General features: G+C 24.9%; 16 protein-coding genes. 10 read left to right on the top strand and 6 right to left on the bottom strand.

The window, feature by feature from the left end; genetic code table 11:
- Positions 1 to 42 precede the first annotated feature (42 nt).
- From Q0087_RS09120 to Q0087_RS09130, 3 genes are all read left to right on the top strand, one after another.
- Entirely contained in the window at positions 43 to 1,044 is a 1,002-nt protein-coding gene (locus Q0087_RS09120; RefSeq protein WP_297899706.1) for an SPFH domain-containing protein, read from the top strand.
- A 48-nt stretch (positions 1,045 to 1,092) separates the two neighbouring features.
- Positions 1,093 to 1,335 carry a TfoX/Sxy family DNA transformation protein gene (locus tag Q0087_RS09125; protein ID WP_297899708.1) on the top strand — a complete coding sequence of 81 codons (243 nt, stop codon included), beginning with the start codon at positions 1,093 to 1,095 and terminating at the stop codon, positions 1,333 to 1,335.
- 264 nt (positions 1,336 to 1,599) lie between these two features.
- Positions 1,600 to 1,950, top strand: coding sequence for a DUF5518 domain-containing protein (locus tag Q0087_RS09130; protein WP_297899710.1), 351 nt, complete (start codon positions 1,600 to 1,602; stop codon positions 1,948 to 1,950).
- Positions 1,951 to 2,246: 296 nt separating this feature from the next.
- On the opposite strand, the gene Q0087_RS09135 is transcribed toward Q0087_RS09130, so the two are convergent.
- The 3 genes from Q0087_RS09135 to Q0087_RS09145 all read right to left on the bottom strand — a co-directional run bounded on the left by Q0087_RS09135 (position 2,247) and on the right by Q0087_RS09145 (position 5,715).
- Positions 2,247 to 2,663, bottom strand: a complete 417-nt coding sequence (locus Q0087_RS09135; RefSeq protein WP_297899712.1) for a hypothetical protein — start codon at positions 2,661 to 2,663, stop codon at positions 2,247 to 2,249.
- Positions 2,664 to 3,120: 457 nt separating this feature from the next.
- The gene (locus Q0087_RS09140; RefSeq protein ID WP_297899714.1) at positions 3,121 to 4,212 is read right to left on the bottom strand and encodes a formate--phosphoribosylaminoimidazolecarboxamide ligase; all 1,092 of its coding nucleotides are present in this window, start codon (positions 4,210 to 4,212) and stop codon (positions 3,121 to 3,123) included.
- A 663-nt stretch (positions 4,213 to 4,875) separates the two neighbouring features.
- Positions 4,876 to 5,715, bottom strand: a complete 840-nt coding sequence (locus Q0087_RS09145) for a formate/nitrite transporter family protein (protein WP_297899716.1) — start codon at positions 5,713 to 5,715, stop codon at positions 4,876 to 4,878.
- A gap of 433 nt (positions 5,716 to 6,148) precedes the next feature.
- On the opposite strand from Q0087_RS09145, the gene Q0087_RS09150 reads away from it, so the two are divergent.
- On the top strand, positions 6,149 to 6,670 hold the full coding sequence (locus Q0087_RS09150; protein WP_297899718.1) for a YfcE family phosphodiesterase: 522 nt from the start codon (positions 6,149 to 6,151) through the stop codon (positions 6,668 to 6,670).
- Positions 6,671 to 6,875: 205 nt separating this feature from the next.
- A complete protein-coding gene (locus Q0087_RS09155) occupies positions 6,876 to 7,481 on the top strand; it encodes an RlmE family RNA methyltransferase (RefSeq protein WP_297899720.1) in 606 nt (201 codons plus the stop codon).
- Positions 7,482 to 7,702: 221 nt separating this feature from the next.
- On the opposite strand, the gene Q0087_RS09160 is transcribed toward Q0087_RS09155, so the two are convergent.
- Entirely contained in the window at positions 7,703 to 9,703 is a 2,001-nt protein-coding gene (locus tag Q0087_RS09160; RefSeq protein ID WP_297899721.1) for a minichromosome maintenance protein MCM, read from the bottom strand.
- Positions 9,704 to 10,254: 551 nt separating this feature from the next.
- Here Q0087_RS09160 and Q0087_RS09165 point away from each other — a divergent pair.
- From Q0087_RS09165 to Q0087_RS09185, 5 genes are all read left to right on the top strand, one after another.
- Positions 10,255 to 10,677, top strand: coding sequence for a hypothetical protein (locus tag Q0087_RS09165; protein WP_297899722.1), 423 nt, complete (start codon positions 10,255 to 10,257; stop codon positions 10,675 to 10,677).
- 468 nt (positions 10,678 to 11,145) lie between these two features.
- Positions 11,146 to 11,553, top strand: a complete 408-nt coding sequence (locus Q0087_RS09170; RefSeq protein WP_297899723.1) for a translation initiation factor IF-2 subunit beta — start codon at positions 11,146 to 11,148, stop codon at positions 11,551 to 11,553.
- A gap of 472 nt (positions 11,554 to 12,025) precedes the next feature.
- Positions 12,026 to 13,087, top strand: coding sequence for a 60S ribosomal export protein NMD3 (locus tag Q0087_RS09175; protein ID WP_297899725.1), 1,062 nt, complete (start codon positions 12,026 to 12,028; stop codon positions 13,085 to 13,087).
- A gap of 597 nt (positions 13,088 to 13,684) precedes the next feature.
- Positions 13,685 to 14,647, top strand: a complete 963-nt coding sequence (locus tag Q0087_RS09180) for a tyrosine--tRNA ligase (protein ID WP_297899726.1) — start codon at positions 13,685 to 13,687, stop codon at positions 14,645 to 14,647.
- Positions 14,648 to 14,910: 263 nt separating this feature from the next.
- Positions 14,911 to 15,114 carry a hypothetical protein gene (locus Q0087_RS09185; RefSeq protein ID WP_297899728.1) on the top strand — a complete coding sequence of 68 codons (204 nt, stop codon included), beginning with the start codon at positions 14,911 to 14,913 and terminating at the stop codon, positions 15,112 to 15,114.
- A 117-nt stretch (positions 15,115 to 15,231) separates the two neighbouring features.
- Here Q0087_RS09185 and tmk read toward each other — a convergent pair whose 3' ends face one another.
- Positions 15,232 to 15,822, bottom strand: coding sequence for a dTMP kinase (gene tmk, locus Q0087_RS09190; protein WP_297899729.1), 591 nt, complete (start codon positions 15,820 to 15,822; stop codon positions 15,232 to 15,234).
- Between the two features lie 86 nt (positions 15,823 to 15,908).
- Positions 15,909 to 17,852, bottom strand: coding sequence for an endonuclease MutS2 (locus Q0087_RS09195; RefSeq protein WP_297899732.1), 1,944 nt, complete (start codon positions 17,850 to 17,852; stop codon positions 15,909 to 15,911).
- Between the last annotated feature and the right edge of the window lie 408 nt (positions 17,853 to 18,260).

Genomic DNA, 18,260 nt, shown 5'->3' on the forward strand with positions numbered 1-18,260 from the left:
ATAATAAAAATAATAAGTTAATAGGGCAATAGGAGAATAAAAATGAATTATTTAATAATAGTTATCATCCTAATAGTTATAGTATTTGTTTTAGCATTTAAATCTGTTAAAATATTAAGACCATATGAAAAAGGTGTTGTTGAAAGATTTGGTAAATATCAAAGAACTGTTACAAGCGGTTTAATATTTATGATTCCTTTCATTGAATCTATAAGAAAAGTAGATCTTCGTGAACAAGTAGTAGATGTTCCACCACAAGAAGTCATAACAAAAGATAACACAGTGGTAATAGTAGATTGTGTAATATTTTATGAAGTAACTGACCCGTTTAATGCGGTTTACAATGTTGTAAACTTTTATCAAGCCATAACCAAATTAGCCCAAACAAACCTTAGGAATATTATTGGAGACCTTGAACTTGATCAAACACTTACTTCAAGAGAAATGATAAATACCCATTTAAGAGAAGTTCTTGATGAAGCAACCGATAAATGGGGAACTAGAGTTGTTAGAGTAGAAATTCAACGAATTGAACCTCCAACAGATATTGTAGATGCAATGAGTAAACAGATGAAAGCTGAAAGAATGAAACGTGCGGCAATTCTTGAAGCTGAAGGTTATAAACAATCAGAGATTAAAAAAGCAGAGGGAGACAAACAAGCAGCTATCCTCGAGGCTGAAGGTCAAGCAGAAGCTATTAAAAAAGTTGCTGAGGCTCAAAAATATGAGGAAATAGCTATTGCAGAAGGTCAAGCAGAAGCTACAATAGATGTTTATGAGGCTATACACAAAGGAAATCCTACTAATGATTTAATAGCAATTAAATATTTAGAAGCCCTTGAAAAAGTAGCTGATGGAAACTCAACAAAAATATTCCTCCCTGCAGAAATGTCTGGAATACTTGGTTCTATTGGAGGAATAGCTGAATTATTTAATGATGAAGATATCCATAAAAAAGAAAATATATCAAAAAAAGATAATGATGAAATGGATAATATAATGAAAAAAGTTGAAAAACAATCAAAAGAAATCAAAAAACCATAAAATAAATTAAACCAAAAAATTTTAGGAGATAAAAAAATGGGGGAATTATTGGAATTGCCAAACATTGGGAAAGTTGTTGAAGCCCAATTGAATGAAATTGGAATAAATAACATTGAAGAACTAGAAAATATAGGTTCAAAAGAAGCTTGGCTATGTATAAAAGAGATAGATAGTTCTGCATGTTATAATCGGCTTTGTGGATTAGAAGGAGCAATACAGAGAGTTAGATGGCATGACCTTTCAAAAAAAGATAAAAAAGACCTAAAAAACTTTTATTCAAACCATAAATAATTTTTAATATAATAAACTAATACATATGATGAAAAAAATTAGTATATGATATACAAAATTTCAATAAATAATAGAGAAATGTGTTAGAAATATAAATGTGTTGGAAAACAAGACAAAAATTTAAATATTTATTACTAACCATTCAATCATAATCCAAAATTATATTTAATATTATTAACATAATATAAAGTATTTAAGAGTGTTCTATTTAAAATTCTTTTTAATAATAAAGAACACTTTAAAAAAAATAAATTAGGTGATTTTATGGTAAAATGGGGAGCAGTAATTATAGGATTCATATTAGCAGTTATAGTTAAGTCCTTAGCAATGGGATGGGTATTAGAAACAATTGGATTGTTGATTATTGGATTTATTGTAGGTTATATAGCTAAAGAAGGTGCGTTCGGAGGAATGGTTAATGCTGCAGTAGCAGGTTCCTTAGGAACTATCATTGCCGCAATACTTTTTACAATAATAGGACTATTCGGTGGATTAACTGGATTTGTAATTTTCGGATTCGCAGGATTAATAGCAGTTATAGTAAACTTAATCTATTATGCCATAATAATGGGAATAACTGGAGCAATAGGTGGGTCAATAGCGGGAGATAGCTAGTATAAATTAAGAGAATCAACAAAAAAATTAAATTAAGAAAAAATATTAATAGAAAATACTAATAGAAAATATTAATAGAATTTTCCAATTTTTTATTAATTATTTTTATTATTTTTATTTTTAATTTATTTATTATTTTTACTCATTTTTTTTGTATTTTTTTCCAATTTATTAATTATTTTACTACTATTTTATATAATCCATTAATTTGTTGTCAACTTTTATAATATTTAACTTTTATTTCTTATTTTTAATATAATAAATAACCTTATATTTTAGCTTAATAAAAATTATTACTATCTATTCTTCTTATTTTTCTTTTTTTTACCTTTTCCAATAGATTCCTTTCTTATTTTTTCTTCAATAGCCTTTTTTCTACTTTCACTAAAATAAAATCCAGTGAACCCACAAAAAGCACCTATAGCTAAAAAAGATATTAATATTAGAAAAGTAATATTTTCTCCAGTTATCGGACCAAGTCTTTGAAAGAAGATAGTAGCTATAAATAAAGGCAAAGTTCCAATTGCCCCTAATATAATTGCTTGAATTTTGTTTTGAGAACCATAACCAATATATAAAAGTCCTGCTGATGAAAATATCAATAATGCATCTAATTTATATTCCACACCTATAGCAACTATAAAAGCAAATAATGCTGCTCCAATAATAAAAGATTTTAAGTTTAAATTTTTATATATATCTTCAAATTTCATTTAATCACCCACACACTAATAAAAATAATGAAATAATGATGCACATTTGATAAATTTCATTAAGATTACTTTCTATTCCAATTAGTTTTATATAAATTATTTTTATTTAATTTAATACTATTTTAACATTTATTTATTATAATAATTTCTATTTAATTTTTATAAAAATTAGGAATTAAAATTTAAAAAATAGTAAAATAAAAAGATAAGTAAAGAATAGTATTCATAAGGTAATAAATTTAGCAAAAAAATAAAAAAAATATTAGAAATATAATAAAATCTATTGAAAATTAAAAAACTTTGAAGTCATGAAAAACTGCTAAAATATAATAAAATATAATAAAATCTACTAAAAAATATTAAAAACTATGAAAATTAGAAATAAAACCAAAATAAAAGATAAAAATAATAAAAAAGTAAAAAATAACATTAATAACTAAAAATTAGTTACTTAGTTTTATGTTATTATCTTTTCAATTCCGCCATCTTTGATAGCAGTTTTTATCTCACGAGCAACTCTTCTACCCATACTCATTGGTTCACCATATGTAAGATAACTATAAGAAGAACCATTCATAAATGTATTTGTTCCACCATCAGTTCTTGCACTAATTTCAAACACTATTACTTCTAAATCATCATTAACAAGAGTTTGCATACAGAATGGACCATTCATTCCTGGAGAAACTAATTTTGAAGCAGCTTTAACTAATTTATCTCCAATTTCAAATACTTGTGGAAGAAGAGACTCCCTCATAACTACTGGATGATTACCAGTTATAACATAAGAAGGATCAAGATTAACATCAATTTGGTCTTTAGCTGGCATTCTGACTAAGCCATCAATACTTGATTCATAACGGCTGTCAACACCCATAAGTTCAACTTCATCATTTAAAGCTGAGTAAAAATAGTGTATACAATAGTTACATCCAGTAACATATTCTTCAATGTGTGCTTGTGCAACATCTTCATCTTCAATCCAATTTCTTGCTTTCATTGCATCTATCTTTTTATCAAATTCTTCAGGAGAAGAAGCTACAAAATATCCCCTACCACCACGTGCACCAGGGAATTTAACCATAACAGTCCTATCTATATCTTTTGGACTTTCATATTTGTAAGGTATTCTAATTCCATTTTCAACTAAAAGTTGTCTTTCTAAATCTCTTTCAGCTTCCCATCTTAAAATATCCCTATTTCCAAACATAGGAACATTAAAATCATCTTCAACCCTATCAAGCCCTGCATATGCAACAAAAGACCCATGAGGAACAACTATAGCATTCATATCTCTTAGTTTTTGTTGAACATCTTCATTTACAATATCTTTAAATTTATCGACCATTATATACTCATCAGCAACATTAAAGCGTTTATATGGTATATCACGACCTTTTTCACATACAATCGCAGTTTTAAATCCTTCAGCTTTAGCACCATTCAAAATATGAAGAGAAGTATGGCTCCCTAAAGTTGCTATTGTAATATTTTCTTTATCATACTTATCCAATATCTCTAAAATTTCTTGTTTTTCTATTTTTCCCATTATTTTTTCTCCTTATAATACTATGTACATTTAATTTATAAAATAATATAACATAACCACAAATTAACCCCAAACAAATATCATAACTATTGTAATGTTCTTTAAAAGGGTTTTAAAACCATTAATATATAATTATTAATAATGATAATTCTATTATTCTATTAGAATTTTATAGTTTATAAGATTATCGATAAGAACCTAATATTATTACAAAGAAGAATATAGATAACATCGCTAAGTTAAGATAAAGATAAAGAGTATTATCAGAGTAATAACCTAATTATGGGATTTTAAAAAGTTTAAATAAATAGAAATAATATTATACTCCCCCTAATAGAAAACAAAAACATTCCTAAAATTTTAAATAAATAAGTATATATTAATTAAAAATATCCAAATAATATTACTTCAATAATATAAATTTTATATATATTAATAAAAGTAAGTAGAATAAATAATATTAAGAAAATTAAAAAAACTAAAAAATAAATAAAAACTAAAAAAAAAAAATTAAAAAAATTAAAAATAAGAATTAAGTAAAAAATAGAAAACACTACAAAAAATGAGTAAAAATAATAAATAAATTAAAAATAAAAATGAGTAAAAATAATAAATAAATTAAAAATGAGTAATATTGATAAAAATAAACATTAAGCTAATAAATTAAGTTTTCAACTTATTATCTCTTAAATAAACATACCAATACAATACTCCAACAAAAATAGCCCCACCAATTATATTTCCAATTGTAACTGGAATCAAATTATTAAATATAAACTGATACCATGTTACTTTACCAAATATAATGCCCATGGGAATAAAAAACATATTAGCAACACTGTGCTCAAATCCAATAGCAACAAATGCCATTATAGGGAACCAAATACCAAAAATTTTTCCAATAATATCATCAGAAGCAAGAGCTAAATAAACAGCCAAACAAACCAACCAGTTACAAGCAATACCTCTTAAAAATGCTTGATCCCATGTCAAAGAGGCTATAGATTTCCCCGAAGCAACAAAATGTGCCCCACCAAGAGCTTTAGTCTGAGCAATTGTCAAAGCATTTGTCATATAGGGTTCAGTAGTTAAAATACCAGTTAAATAACCAAAAACATATGCAACAAAAATAGCTCCTACGAAATTAAAAACCCAACTAAAAATCCAATTTCTACTTAAACCATAAAATGTAGATTTCCCAGATAATAATCCAACAGTCATATACATAACATTTCCTGTAAAAAGTTCAGATCCTGCTATAATAACTAACATTAATCCAACTGGAAATACTGCCCCAAAAAAGAGTTTAGTTAATCCTGGCGGAAATCCTGCAGCCGCCATACCTCCAGTGACAACCTCTGCTAGCATACCTCCAAAAGCAATATAAGCACCAGCAAGAAAGCTCAAGATGATTAAATTACCTAAAGAAGATTTTTCTTTTAGTTCTGCAATACCATCAACAATCTTAGCAGTATCTGCAGGACTTTTAAAAGATGAACTCATAATAACCCTCCTAATATCTTAATAAAATATTAAAAATATACTTAAAGAATACATTTAGAATCAAGAAATAATCACTTCTTAATATATAATTATTCCAGTTAATTTTAGATGGATTCAAAAATTATATTTACCCTATATACTTTTAAACATACTATAATAAATAATTTTATTAATTATGAAAATTTTTTATTTTTATTAAAACAAAATATAGACAAAGAATAATTAATTTAAACACGATTAAGTTAAATTAAACTGATGTCAAAGCTTTAAAATTTTAAAAAAAGAAATTGAATAAACAAAATTTATAAGTATTATTTAAGAGAAATATAAATTACATAATAAACTAAGAAAATTAAAAATTTAGAAAAATTAACAAAAAATAAGTTAAATATAATAAAAATATATAGATTATAAAAAATATTTAGAAGATAAAATGATAATCGGATTAATTTCAGATACACATATTCCTGATAGAGCAGATAATATTCCTCCAACAGTTTTAGAGATTTTTAAAAATGTGGATCTTATAATCCATGCAGGAGATTTAACTTCAATGGAAGTTAAAATAGAATTGGAAAAAATTGCCCCAGTATTAGCTGTTCAAGGGAATATGGATAGAGCACATGATTTAAAACTTCCAAAAAGCATAAAGAAAAACATTGAAGGAATTGATATTGGAGTCAAACATGGAGAAGTCTATCCCAAAGGAGATACACAACAATTATATTACATTGCTAAAGAGTTAGATGTTGAAGTATTAATAAGTGGACATACACATCAAGCATTTATAGAAAAAATTGAAGATGTAATCCTTTTAAATCCAGGTAGTCCAACTTCTCCTAGATTAACTGATCCAACAGTGATGTTAATGACAATTGAAAACGGAAAAATTGATTTAGAAATAAAAAAAATTGGAAAACCAGTTTGTTCTGCATTAAATTTTGAAAAAAAATAATTTAAAATGGAAATTTAAGATTTTAAATGATATTTAACTAAAAAACATGAAATAGAAATTAAGAATAATATTAAAAATAATATTAAAAATAAAGCTAAAAATAAAGCTAAAAATAAAATTAAAAGTAATATTAAGATTAATATTAAAAGTAAACTTAAAATTAATATTAGAACTAGAATTAAATAAATAAATATGGATAGATAGAATGGGAAGTAAATGGCAAGTAGAAAAAAAGAAAGATCCTTATTATAAAAGAGCTAAAGGAGAAGATTATCGATCACGTGCATCTTTTAAATTATTACAATTAGATAAAAAATATAGAATAATTAAAAAAGGTAGTGCAGTATTAGATTTAGGTGCAACACCTGGTGGGTGGTCACAAGTAGCTCTTGAAAAAGTAGGTGAAGAGGGTATAGTTTTAGGTGTAGATTTACAGAAAATTAAACCTTTTCCTGAAAAAAATTTTCATTTTATCAGAGGAGATTTTACAAAGAAAGAAGTTCAAGATAAAATGATTGATATAATGGATGGAAAAGCAGACGTTATAATTTCAGACGCTTCACCATCACTTAGTGGGATTAAAGACGTTGATCATCTTAGATCAATTGATTTAGCTAATTCAGTTATTAATATAGCAGATAATATTCTTGAAAAAAATGGCAATCTGATTATAAAAGTATTTCAAGGAGAGGAATTCAAAAATTTAATTGAAGAGATTAGAAAGAAATTCAAAGTATTGAAAACAACAAAACCATCATCATCAAGAAAAAAAAGCTCTGAAATGTATGTTATTGGTTTGAAATATAGATAAACTTAGAAATACTACTATTAATTAAAAATAAAACAATTAATTGATTATAAAAAAATAAATAAAGCTAAAAAATTAAAAATAAAACTAATAAAAAATAAAACTAATTAAAAATAAATGAAAACAAAAAATATTTAAATAGTTTAAAAAAAACTAAAAAATACTTAAACAATTTAAAAATCTAAGTAATATACTTAAAATAAGTAAAAAAAAGTATATGGTGCTTAAACTATTTTAAGATAACCATTACTTGGTTCAAAAATTACACCTTTATGTTTTAGCTGTTTTATAAATTCCTCTACTTTTTCTTCACTTAAACCATACTGGTCTACGAGATTTGAGGTTAGAACATTAATTGGAGCTTGGTCTCCATATTCTTCTTGAAGTTCTTTAATTTCATCAACAACTCTTTGAAGTTTATCTCTTTCTGATTTAGGGGTTCTACCTTCTACCATATCAACATCAATTTTTCCAGTTTCAGGATCGTAGCCCACTTCTTTTAAACAAGCCATTTGTAAAGATATAGCCCGTTTAGCATCCTCTTCCTCTACAAATTTTTTTAGCTTAATTTTTGCACTAGCCTCAGCTAAACGAATTATCGCTTCTAATTGCCTTGCAGTTATTGGAACTGGTGCATCTTCATCTATAGCACCACTCCTCATATCTACATAAAAGTCTTCAAGAACTTTATTAGATTCATCAGTTAATTTAGGACTTATACTCTTTCTAGCATAAGCTATATATTTTCTAAGAAGTTCTGGTTCAATTTCATAGGAAACAGAATCTTCTTGGTGTATTTTAAGAATATGTTTAGCTAATTCCCTATCATTATCAACATTTGGTTTATCTTCTACTACAAATGTTAAATCAAACCTAGAAAGAATAGGAGAAGGCAAATCTATTTGTTCAGCTACAGATTTATATCTATCGAATCTTCCAAATTTAGGATTGGCAGCTGCAAGTACTGAACAACGAGAATTTAATGTTGCCATAATCCCTGCTTTAGCTATACTAATTGTTTGCTGTTCAAGAGCTTCGTGAAGTGCAGATCTATCTTCAGACCTCATTTTGTCGAGCTCATCAACACATACATTTCCTTTATCTCCCAAAACAAGAGCTCCTGCTTCAAGAGACCATCCACCCAGTTCATCACGTACCGCAGCAGCAGTTAAACCTGCACCAGTAGTCCCTTTACCACTTGTATAAATGCTTCTTGGTGCAAGTTTTGAAACATATTTCAACATCTGAGATTTACCAATACCAGGATCACCAACAATTAAAATATGGATATCCCCTCGAAGACGAGTCTTATCTTCAAGTTCTTTAGCTGCTCCTCCAAATAATTGGAGCGCAATAGCTTCTTTTACTTGTCTATAACCTTTAATTGAAGGAGCTGTTGATTTGATAATTTTTTCATGGATATTAGGATCCTTAGAAAGCTCGATGATCTTTTCTTCATCTTCTTCACTAATTTCAAGCTCTTCAAATTCTTCTTCTTGAGGTTTTATAAAGTTTGCATATATATAATTTTTAAATTTGCCACTTCTCTCTTCCCTAAATGTTTTAAGAGTTCCAGTAATAACAACTTTATCTCCAGGATTTAAAACGTCTACTAAATCATCTTCAAGAATAATTAAAATCTGTTTAGGTTCAGTTCCACCAGAAAGATTTTCTAATGGCTCTTGGACTCTAGCAGTTTGAGTATCTATATAAATTGATTCTTCTTGCAACAGTCTAAATGACCTTCCCCCACATTCAGTACATAATGAAGGTTCTATAATTGTATTACTATTAGTTTGTTCAACTTCATGAAGCCTCATACAACCCCGACATTCAAAAACCCCAGTTTCAATTCTCGGACGAATTTCATCAGTTTTACGAACTATACCCTCAACGGAAACAAATTTACCAATATATTTACTTAATAAATGCTTAAGTTGAATGAGATTAGTAAGGTTTTCTAATCTTATATTTAAATCAGCATCTTTCATTAAAGGATCTATGTTTTTTATAGCTTTAGCTGAAGCAAGGAGAACATCATCTGGTTTTTCGATTAGTAAATCCGCTAAATCAGGATCAAACATTTCCAAATCGACATAATCCACTATTAATGATCGATTATCAGGATATTTCTCTAAAACCTTGAAAACATCATCTTTATATTTTGTTGAAAAAAATTCTTCAAATTTTGTAATTGAAGTTTTTGATTTATCAGTTGAACTCATTATAATTAAATTGATTTTTATCTTTAATAAAATATTCAGTTTTGTATCTTGTGAATTTTTCAATTATATAAAATAATTTTCTAAATGTATAAAATAATAATTAATTAATAATTAATAATAAAATTTTCTTATATACAAAAAATCAATTAATTATATTCTGTAAGAATAAAAAGTTTAATTTAATTATTATTTAATGCATTTAAAGTTCGATAATGCCAAATAATTTATAATAATTAAAACAGAATATATAATTTCTATTATAATTCTTATTATAAAAATTAAATAAAAATAAAATATGCAAAATAAAGAAATAATGCCAATATAAATAATATAGTTACCCAAACTTATTTAATATATGAAGTGAACAATATATTAATAATATGAAAATATTAATAAATTAAAAATATTAATAAATTTAAATCACAATTATAAATATATTTATTTTCATGAGGAATCATGAAACATTATGGACTAATTTTTAATAAAAATTTTAAAATTATAAAAAATTTTAAATTAAATTATAGTTTTAATAATAATTTGAGGCAATATCAATGAAAAAATCACGATTAAACTTGTTTAAATCAACTTCAATGATGATATCAATATTAGGAGTTTTGATGATAATTTCAACAATTATTATTGCCGCATATATTGGATTTAGTATAATATCTTCAGAAATTACATCTGGAGTTTCATCTGGTTCCCAATATGATGAATTAGCTAGTTTAAAATCAAATTATACTGAGTTAGAAGCAAAATTTAATTCAACAAAAGAAGTGATATTTGCAGGATCTGACAAAACAAAAGAGCAACAATATATAAGTGCAGAATTAGAGTTGCTTAGAGCAAATTCAGCCATTAGTGACGTTGAAAGCGCATTGAAATCTGGAAAATCTGCAAGTGATGTTGATGATAGGATAAAAATAGCTAAAGAAAAAATGACAATAGCTACACAGGCATATAATAACTTATAAATCCTATGATAAAAATTTAAAAATATCCTATAAAAGAATATTTTATAATAATTTTCTATTAATAAAAATTTATTAATTTGAAAAATTATAGGAAATTATATAGAAAAATTATATAAAAAATAAAAAACATAATATTAATGTACCAAATTAAAATAAAATTAAAATAATATTAAAATATTAAGTTTATTTTTTATTATATTTTAAGCATTAATGTTTTATTATTTTTATCTAATTTATCTAGTTGATTTTTTATTATTACTTTATTTAAAAATGATTTTTTTAAGTATTGTTTACTAAAATAAGTCATATTCAAATAATATATTTAAAATAATCTAAATATATTTTAAATAATTTATAATTTAAATATTTATAATTAAATAATTTATAATTCAAGATTAAATAATAAATAAAATACATAATAAATAGATTACATAATAATTTATAATTATCAATATAAGAGATGGTATGATGGAAAAGTATGAAGATTTATTAAATAGAGCTATAGACCAACTCCCACCAGAAGTTTTCGAAACAAAAAGATTTAGTGTTCCTAAAGCATATTCAGTTATACAAGGAAATAGGACTTTTATACAAAATTTTAAAGATATTGCTGAAGCTTTAAACAGAGACCCACAACACTTATTAAAATTTTTACTTAGAGAATTAGGTACTGCTGGGAATTTAGAAGGTGGAAGAGCCATATTACAAGGTAAATTTACTCATTTTTTAATAAATGAAAGAATAGATGAATATGTTGAAAGATTTGTAATGTGCCACGAATGTAATAGGCCCGATACAAGAATAATAAGAGAAGACAGAATATTTATTCTTAAATGTGCAGCATGTGGTGCTAAAGCCCCACTGAAAACATTATAATAAAATTATAAAGAAAATAGCTATTTTATAGCTGTTTCCTATTATTTATTTTTATAGCATTTTAATATAAATAATTTTTTAATATAAATAATATTATTAATATCCTATAAACAAGCATTACAGCATATATTCATTTTATAAACTAAATAATTAGATATTTAGGAAAATGATCCAAATAAAAACCTAAAAATTATTCTAATTTTAATTTTTTATAATTTTCATTAAATTATATTTTTATTAATTTATTCTAAGTTGATTAAATTTAATTATTTAAGATTAAATCTCTATTTATCAATTAATTTATCAATTACAATATTATTATATAATATTATTATATTTCCATATAATCAATTTATTAAATAAATTAATTATTAAGAATTAATTATTAATAATTAATTTAATTATTAAAAATAATCTAATTTTATTAATTATTATCCCATAAACAAAAGATTTTTATTAAAAGAGTGTTAATATGTTTTGTCCCGAATGTGGTAATACAGAAGAACCTATAATAGAAGGAATATGTAGAAGTTGCTTTTTAAAAAAATTTTCAATATTAAATATTCCAAAAAATATTGAAATTACAATTTGTGCCCACTGTAATGCAAAATTTGAAGAAGGAAAATGGGAAGAATCAGAAATTCCAGAAGATGAAATAATATATAGGGCTTTGGAGAGATCTATAATAATTGACCCGCATATAGATGAGAAAAACTTAGAAATCGAACTTGAAATCGTACAGATGAGAGGTACTATAGCAGAATGTTATATAGAAGCAGAAGCTAAATTATTTGGTGCAACTATAAAACAATCATTTGAGAGTGAAGTTAGACTCATTAAAAACGTTTGCCCGAGTTGTAGTAAACAACAATCAGGATATTATGAATCAGTTATTCAACTTAGAGCAGACCATCGAGAATTGACAATTGATGAAAAAAAAGAAGCAGACAATATCCTGAATAAAACCTTAAATAGCAGGTTTGAAAAAGACAAATTAGCTTATTTAGTCCAAAAATCAAAATTAAAAGAAGGATATGATTATTATATTGGTTCATATAAGTCTGCAAAGAAAGTGGTTGATGCAATAAAAAAAGAATTTGGAGGAATAGTAAAAGAATCCCCCCGACTTATTAGTCAAGATAAATCAACTGGAAAAGGATTATATAGAATATGGATTTTAATACGCCTCCCTGAATTTAAAAAAAGAGATTTCATAAAATATAAGGATGAATATTGGCAAATATTAAATATTGATGGTAAAAGAACCCTTATACTAAATTTAATAACATTGAAAAGTTTTCCACTACAATGGAAGGAATATGAAAATGTCGAGTTAATAAAAGAAGAAACAGACATCCAGATTACCACATTAATTTCAAAATCGCCATCAAATATTCAAATATTAGATCCTGAAGATTATAGTGTAGTAGATATTCCCATAACCAAAGAATCTTTCAATGAATTTAATATTGGGGATGAAATAAACACTATAAAAATTGAAAATCAATTATATATAATTCCAAATAATAAATAGACAAAATTTTAATTTTTACAAAAAATAAAAAAACAAAAACAATGTTTAAAAAAAATTACTATAAATTTTAATAAATATAAATTTTAATAATAAAGATAAGTTATTAAAATTTTGATAAGAAAATAAGATAATATAAAAAAATTTCAAGTTTTTATTAATAAAAGAGAATTAAATAAAAAAAGATTATTTAACAATTTTATTAGTATATTTATATATAACTATTTAATATATTTTAATAGTCTTTTGATATATTTTAATAGTCTTGATAATTAGTTAATAACTATTAAAATTAGAGAAGAATAAATAAAATATAAATTTATAATAATTAGATATAATAAGAATATTAATAATCTAAATAAAATAACAAATAGTTTTAGTAAGGAAAATAAAAAGTTTTAATATGATATAATAAATATTCTAATATAAAATAGCAAATAAAAACATGATATAAAATATTGAATATCATAAAATATATTATAAAATAAACTATAATATTAATTATAATAATCTCTTTAAAATCATCTGGAAATAATAATAGTCATGATAATATAATTAGAATAACTTTGAGATAATTAAATAAACTTATAAAGTGATTAAATGGATATTGATACAAAAATAAACTTAATAAAAGAAGGAACATTAGAAGTAATTAATCTTGAAGAACTTAAAGAAAAACTTGAGAAAGAAAGCCCTATCGCATATACAGGTTATGAACCTTCTGGAAAAATTCATTTAGGTCATGCTATTACAGTAATGAAATTAAAACAACTTCAAAATTTAGGATTTAAAATAAAGATTCTTTTAGCAGATTATCATGCATACTTAAATGGAAAAGGTACTCTGGAAGAAATAGAGAAAATTGCAAAATATAATGAAAAATGTTTTAGAGCATTGGGATTAGATGATAGTACAGAATTTATTTTAGGATCAACTTTTCAAACAAAGCCAGAATACACAGATAAAGTTTATAATTTAGCTACACTTACAACATTAGTTAGGGCAAAAAGAAGTATGGACCAAGTAAGTAGAAATAGCGAAAATCCGAAAGTTGCAGATGCAATGTATCCTTTAATGCAGATAGCTGACATGGTAGCTTTAGATGTGGATGTTGCATTGGGTGGGATGGAACAAAGGAAAATACAAATGTTAGCTAGAGAAAATCTTCCAAAAATTGGCAAGAACCCTCCAGTTTGTATACACACCCCATTACTTCATGGTTTAGATGGGGATGAAAAAATGTCAAGTAGTAAAGGAAATTTTATAGCTATTGATGATAAAGAATCAGAAATAAAGAAAAAAATAAATAAAAGTTTCTGTCCAATAAAAGAAGTTGATGGAAATCCAATTATAGAATTAGCTATGCATTTTATTTTTACAAATCAAGAAAAAATTCTTATTGAAAGGCCTGAAAAATTTGGTGGGAATCTAGAACTATCAGAAAAAGAATTGATTGATATGTATAGTTCAGGTGAACTTCACCCTATGGATTTAAAAAATGGAGTGAGTAAATATTTAATAGAATATTTAGCAGATGTTAGAAAATTCATGGAAAATAATTAAAAGTCATATAAACATATTAATTAATAAAATTAATAGAAAAATTTTATTTTATATAATAATAAAAATCAAAATATAAATCAGATAAAGATTAAAATAAAAATGTAAAATAAAATTAAAAAAAAAAAGATAATATATTAACAAATATCAATATATTTTTAAAATAGAATATTCTAAATAAAAAAATTTTAATCTAATTTAAAATCTAATAGTTTAAGTTTTATAATTTAAAATTTAATAATTTAAAAATTATATAAGTGATCATCATGGATTATGAAATGAAATTACCAAATGGTGTTGGAGAGCAAGTTCTTGCACATACTGTTGAAAAATTCGAAGTACAATTAAAGCACACAGATTATGGACCAGTTTTAGTTGGAGAAGCTGATGAATTAGAAAATGCTAGAGATTTTATAGTGGAATCCATAAATAAAAGACTTAATGAATTATCTAATAATAATGAAGATTAAAAATAATAACTAAATACTCGAAAATAGTTATACGTGTTAGTAAATATTGAAAAATATTAATTAATATTAATACATTAATTATTATTATTATTATTATTAATAAACTATTTTTGAATTTTAATCAATACCATCAACACATATCCCTAAAAAAGGAGCTATTGATTTTCTAATATCAGATTGCACTTTATTAGGGCCATTATTAGCATTTATAATTCTAAAATTATCATTACTTTTAGCTATGCCCAAATAATTACTTTTAACAACAGATAAAAAAGATTTTTTTTCAAATTCATCTTCGCCAGAACATCTATCAATAGCTAAATTAACATCAATGTCTAAAAGAAGAACTAAATCTGGTTTTTTTGCATATTTATTTATTTCAAAAATCCAATCAGCTGGTTTTTGATAAGCCAAACTAGAATAAAAAGACCTATCACTAATTATAACTTTGTTGCAATATTCTTCCTTGTTTAATTTTTCCATTAATAATAAACGATCAGCTGCAAATAGCAAACCCAGTGTCTTTTGGATGTTCTCATCGACAGCATTAGGTTTTGTAAGCATTTCTCTAATCAAAACACCAATATCCGAATTAGTAGGTTCAACTATTAATTCAGATTCAATTCCTGAATCCTCAAGCCATTTCTTAAGAGCATTTATTTGAGTAGTTTTCCCTGCACCATCAATACCTTCTAAAACTATATACATAAAAATAAATTATATCTTTGAGTTTATATATTTGTTTATTAAAATAGTAATAGAAACTATAATAGTATATTCTAAAAAATATTTAATTAAAATTTTTTAAGGATTTCCCCATATACTTCTTTCATTTTACCTTCTGAATTTTCATAAATTCTCTTTAAAATAAACTCAGGAGTACTTCTTGCTAAACAATTCATTTTGGGAGTTCTATCAACAATTAGATTATAATTTTCATCGAGCCCCTTAGCTTCTATACCATCAACACGCACATCAGCATAAGCCATCAGTTCTTTAGCCATGTGAGTCACTATAATTGCAAAAGAATTAGAATCTTTAATCATCTCTATAAAACTTGAAATGATTTTCACAGCTGCTTCTAATTCAGTTATACCTTCCAATTCATCAAGAAGTACAAGTTTTTCACTATCTGTGGTTACAATTGGCATAAAAACATTTAAGAATGATTCAAAAGCGCCTGCATCTAATGATCTTTTTTTTGAAAAGTGATAAATTTCATCAAGCAATTTAACTTCTGCATTTTTTGCACAAACTGGAAGGCCCATTTGAGCCATAATAGATATCTGAGCAATAGTCTCAAGAAGAGTAGTCTTTCCACCACTATTAGCTCCTGTTAGAAGAGCAACATTATTTTTTGAGGTTAAATTATAATCTATTCTTTGAATATAATCCCCATTTTCAAGACCCAACTCTAAATGTAAAGCACCTTCAAGTTTAAAATCATCCGCTAATTTAGCAGGCATTAAATCATATTCATAGGCAAAACTACCCAAAGTAAACTCATAATCGAATTCTAAAGTTTTTCTAACCTCTTCAATCGCTTGAGTTTTAATACTATCCAAATAATTAGCTGCAGTAATCTTTTTATCAAACAAATCGTTTTCTTTTTCAGAATTTTGCATAAGTTTTATCCTTTCTAATTCATTTTCATCTATTTCAAGAGGATATTGTCTTAAAAAAGGGTCAAAGTCAATTCCTGTTTCTAATTTGATATTTTGTTTGCCTTTAGTTATGATTTCATCAAATATTTTTTCAATCTTTGGAGGCATTGCATTATTTAAAAGGTCAAGCACCTCATCACCTTCAAGGTCAATTTCTTTAATGGAAACCCTAATTTCTTCATCCATTGTAGCTTTTATAGAATTAACAACCTTTTCAATATTAACATCTCTTTTTTCAAGAGAGTTAACTTCATCTAAAATAGGATTTATATCTTCAAGAACAGTTTTTTCATTAAGTATTTTTCTAATTTCTGCTACTCTGTTAAAGAGATCAATATTCTCATTAAAATAGTCAAGAATCAATTCAGGAACGATTTCATGTTCAGGAGCCTCTTTACTAATCATTATAGAGTTATTCATCTCACTAACTTCAATGAACCCCTCAGTATATACATAAAATATCAGTTCATATCCACGAATTTCTTCTTCAATCATGGAAGAAGAAGAGGCATTAATTATTGGGTAGTATTGATTAAGACCCAAATCAATTAAATAGTCATTATCCTCATCACTTTCTACGAGAATAGCTTTACTTGGATCATAGTCAGGTCTAGTTTTTTTTGGAATATCCAAATTTTTCATTAATCCTCTAAGTTTTATAATAGGCAATTTTGATACCCTTTCTTTTGCCTTCATTACAAAATCAACTTGATTTTCAATAGAATTTTTATTTTTAGAAGGAGATAATAAGAGAATTCTATTTTCTGAGTATTTTGTGTTAGAGTAAGATACAATTTTTTGAATTATTTCCTCATATAATTGAAATGCACGTTCACTTTTTAAAAATTCCTGAGAAGGATTTCCAAGTAGTTGATTCATTATTTCAACAGCTTTTCTTTGACTTATTCCATCAATAGCAATCAAACTTTCTAAATCAACATTATTTACAATTTTTTCTAACTCTTCTTTCCCTCCGATAGACCTATATATCTTTTCAGCTAATTTATCCCCAATACCCGTAATATTGTGTAAATCAACATTTTTAACTCTGTTTTTGTAGCTACTTTGACTCATTTAAATCCCATTATCCTTCTTAAAATTTATGAAAAATATTTTAAATCTTTTTATACTTTGATAAAATTATATAATTAAGTTTGACCTATAGCATGTGAAAAGTAATATTAAATAAAAAATTAAATCAAAAATTAGCCATATTATTTTATACAATAATATAAAATTCTATTTATACTTGATAGTAATACTTCTTTTAATCTTTAATAATACTTTTTATTATTTATAGAAATATATGTATATAAAACTATCAATTATTTAATTAATATCTAAAAATACAATTGACTAAAATTTAATAAAAAAATAAATAAAAAATAGTTAAAAATTAAAATATAAGCCAATAAAATTATAAGAAATATAAGAAATATAAGAAATATAAGAAATATAAGAAATATAAGAAATATAAGAAAT

It is taken from the genome of uncultured Methanobrevibacter sp. (assembly GCF_937881195.1).
Lineage (GTDB): Archaea > Methanobacteriota > Methanobacteria > Methanobacteriales > Methanobacteriaceae > Methanobinarius.